The organism is Halomonas sp. HNIBRBA4712, assembly GCF_043558675.1.
Taxonomy (GTDB): domain Bacteria; phylum Pseudomonadota; class Gammaproteobacteria; order Pseudomonadales; family Halomonadaceae; genus Vreelandella.
This window is the reverse complement of sequence record NZ_JBIFXR010000017.1, coordinates 1-3,295: the sequence shown is the minus strand read 5'-3', so window position 1 is coordinate 3,295 and position 3,295 is coordinate 1. Positions and strand designations below refer to the sequence as shown.

General features: G+C 52.2%; 5 protein-coding genes. All 5 read right to left on the bottom strand.

The window, feature by feature from the left end:
• Positions 1-334: 334 nt before the first annotated feature.
• Positions 335-598 (bottom strand): PAAR domain-containing protein, encoded by a 264-nt coding sequence (locus ACGK9R_RS17100; RefSeq protein ID WP_394583529.1) that lies wholly within the window; start codon positions 596-598, stop codon positions 335-337.
• Complete coding sequence (locus tag ACGK9R_RS17095) at positions 595-1,506, bottom strand: hypothetical protein (protein WP_394583527.1); 912 nt, start codon at positions 1,504-1,506, stop codon at positions 595-597. Before ACGK9R_RS17095 ends, ACGK9R_RS17100 begins: the two co-directional genes overlap by 4 nt.
• Positions 1,507-1,549: 43 nt before the next feature.
• Positions 1,550-1,813: a PAAR domain-containing protein gene (locus tag ACGK9R_RS17090; RefSeq protein ID WP_394583525.1), complete on the bottom strand. Its 264-nt coding sequence runs from the start codon at positions 1,811-1,813 to the stop codon at positions 1,550-1,552.
• The gene (locus tag ACGK9R_RS17085; protein WP_394583523.1) at positions 1,810-2,796 is read right to left on the bottom strand and encodes a hypothetical protein; all 987 of its coding nucleotides are present in this window, start codon (positions 2,794-2,796) and stop codon (positions 1,810-1,812) included. Before ACGK9R_RS17085 ends, ACGK9R_RS17090 begins: the two co-directional genes overlap by 4 nt.
• 64 nt (positions 2,797-2,860) lie before the next feature.
• The coding region (locus ACGK9R_RS17080; protein WP_394583521.1) for a hypothetical protein at positions 2,861-3,295 on the bottom strand (435 nt) is incomplete at its 5' end.

Genomic DNA, 3,295 nt, shown 5'->3' with positions numbered 1-3,295 from the left:
GTCCGTTAGCAGATAAAGAGCATCTTCATAGGTCGGCTGATAGCTTATGACTGCCCCTCGCTTACGATGGGTCGAAAATTGTCCTGCTGCATCGCTTCCTCGTTTGAATAAGGCGGCCTTGGCGCATGATGCACGCGTCCTCGGGGCAGCCAGGCCTCCAGACGGTCACGCTTGCGCCAGGCGACCGATTTGGATTTGCCCGTATGGGTCATGCTTCGATGGAGTAAGCAAAACCGTAGGCACGGCTGAGATATTTCAAACCGTGCCTGGGGGTTTCGGGAGCAACGCCCAAAAAGGATGAATCGTCCCTGGGCGTTAAAGCATCGCGCAGGCATTACGGCTCAACGTTGGCGCTACTCGAGGCGGTGATGATCTCACCGCCGTGATCGGTCTTGCAGCCCAGGTAGGCGGTGGGCCGCCCATCGTGAGTGGAATGGCTGGAGCCTTCGACGATGGTAGCGCCGCAGCCGGTTTTATCCCCCACCCGCGCCACGGGCCGGCCTTCTACTCTAGAGGGCGAACCGGAGACGATTTCGGTAGTGCCGTGGCCGGGAATGGGGCAGCTGTGAAGGTCGCCTTGGCGGGCTATGGGTTTCATCGGCAGATTTCCCACTGGCCGTTACGCTTTATGAAGTAAGGTCTGATAAACGTAACGGTCTCTCCTTCACCCACATGGCTAAACACAATAGGAACATTAACTCCTTCAGTTGTTAGCCAAGCCACACGGTTATCTGCCGCCAAGTTTAACGTCATGGGCTCCTCAGGGAAGTCGTTCAACTGATAAACATCCGGGTTATCGAAGTACATGTCGTAGCTGAACCGGTGGCGCACGTACTCTTCCGGCGTGTCTGATGCAATGGCCAGCTCTTCGGTTCTTGTCGCAGCCGCGTTCAGCAAGGCCTCATTATCGCCCGCCGCAAACAGGGCATGTAGCCGGCGATATTCGCGGGTCAGGCTATCGCGAGTAGCGTCATTGTCTTGCAGCACGTCACCTTCTTGCCAGCACCAGGTGGGCATCGACTGTCGGTTGTTAAAGGAGATATGTAACGTTTCATAACGTCCATTACTGCTAAACCCAATATCGCTTTCCCGAGGCTGCAAGGGAGCCGATGGATCTACCGAGACGATTTCAGGCTTGGCATCTTCCACGCCGGGCATCATTACCACTTCAAATGCAGTGTTGGCCTCGGTGTTTGGATTCTGGCCCGGTTCCCAGTAAAGCAACGACGCCTTTATTTGATCTTCGGCCCAATATCCACCATCTATCCATGTCTTTAGCTCGATCGTATTGTTACCGGTCCTGGTATATTCAGTAATCGGCTGGCGGCGATCAAAATTGCTGGCAACCCCCGTAAAGTCCAGCATGATGCCCTGTATAGAAAGGGATGACGCGAGGTCATTCACGCTCCAACGTACGCCAAACTGATACTCGGTTTCCTGCGCCATGGCGGGCAGACTGATCAGCGTCGCCAGTAAGAGCCAACGGTGGATAAGGGGTTTCATCATAAGGCTGGCTCTCCTGGTGATCTTCAATGCTGGTATTAACCAGTTAGGGCGCTACCCTGGCGCTGCTCGAGGCGGTGATAATCTCACCGCCGTGATCGGTCTTGCAGCCCAGGTACGCCGTCGGGCGGCCGTCGTGGTTGGAGTGGCTGGAGCCTTCGATAATGGTCGCGCCGCAGCCGGTTTTATCGCCCACCCGCGCAACGGGCTGGCCCTCTACTTGAGAGGGCGAACCGGTGATGATTTCCGTTGTGCCGTGGCCGGGGATGGGGCAGCTGTGAAGGTCACCTTTACGCGCTACGGGTTTCATGAGCCCACCGTTGCGAGACGCCACTCACCTGATGCTGTGCGATAAAACACGACGGGAAACGTGTGGACTCGATCTGAATTCTCTGACTTAGACCAGCGGATAGGAGTAGGTTGAATACGTACTAGGCGCATATCGCCCATAAACTCCAATGTATCGTTACTAGGGTTCTCTTCAAGCTGTAAGGGCAATAATTGCGGACCATTAGGCTCCGTACGCAAACCCGCCAGCTGGGAAGCAATTGGGAGCGAAGCTGTGTATTCTCTCGCATTTTTTCCTCCGGCCATCAACAACCCTGCTCGATCCCACATTGCTTCCCCTTCATGCAGAATGGCATCGCTATTTTTTTCACTAAATAAACGATGCAGGTGCTGATAAGCGTGTCGCAGTTCATGACGCAGTAAGGGAGTATCTTCTAAAGCTATTGCATCATCTACCCAGTGAAAATCAGGAATGGGATCTAAAACGCGAAAGCTCATATCCACTCGCTCAGCTTCCAAGCTCTGGCCACTACTCACGACTAGCTGTTCAGGTGAACTCATCACGAACTCCCCACTCGTACGGAGGTGTTCAGTTTGATGCACCACCTGACCATTAATATTGGCAGGGTTTTTTTGAGCCTCTACAAGCTCTCCACTCTCCATGTCGTAGCGCAGTTGAAGAGTATTGATTCGCTCTTTCTCTTGGGTGTGCGTATTAATGGCTTCAATCGAGACATCAACCCAGAAGTTTTCTTTAGGAGCCTGTATATATCCGCCTGTTTCATCATCTGTTACCAAGTGCCCTGCCTCATCTTCAACAAGAGGGGCAAAGATAAACGAAACTGTATTTTGACCCTCTTTAAGGCTAGTACTAATCGGGTATGAAATAGAATATTGTTCTGTCGTGCTATGAGATCGCACACTCAAATCATTAATTCGCAAGACCCATGCCGAGCCTTCAGTATGAATATTGACCCAGTATTCGCGTTCAATAGGTTGCGCCATAGCCGACTCCTTTAACATAAAAAATATCGAAAAATAAAAAACCCAAAATAAGATCAATACTCTTCTAAAAAGACACCCACGAACCTTCTTCTCGTGGCCAAATGATCTTCCCATCGCTACTCTCTCCTGATTCTTCTACTTCAACACTTCCCATTGACTCAGAGCTTTCTTCGCCCTCTATTAATGTGGCCTCTCCATCGGCTCGACCACCTAACCCCCCATTTGTTTTATCTTGATCTTTACTCCATCCAATCTCAGCATAAGCCTCCCCACTGAGCTTCACGCCTTCAAAGATATATCGCTTCTCTCGCTTACCCTCGGCACTCACCCCAGCTTCCCATGTCCAGGAAGTGTGGATAGAGCCACGTACGCCAGCCTGCGCTCGGACCATGAACACACTGCCTTCGACGTGAAGCTTTATTTCGGCGCGCCCGAGAATCTGCAGTGTCCCGGTAAAATCACCGCTTACACCATTATCATCCGTTGACTCGCTGCCACT

Coding starts and splice junctions, on each gene's coding strand:
- ACGK9R_RS17100 (WP_394583529.1), bottom strand. CDS start 598: ATGAAACCCATAGCCCGCCAAGGCGACCTTCACAGCTGCCCCATTCCC.
- ACGK9R_RS17095 (WP_394583527.1), bottom strand. CDS start 1,506: ATGATGAAACCCCTTATCCACCGTTGGCTCTTACTGGCGACGCTGATC.
- ACGK9R_RS17090 (WP_394583525.1), bottom strand. CDS start 1,813: ATGAAACCCGTAGCGCGTAAAGGTGACCTTCACAGCTGCCCCATCCCC.
- ACGK9R_RS17085 (WP_394583523.1), bottom strand. CDS start 2,796: ATGGCGCAACCTATTGAACGCGAATACTGGGTCAATATTCATACTGAA.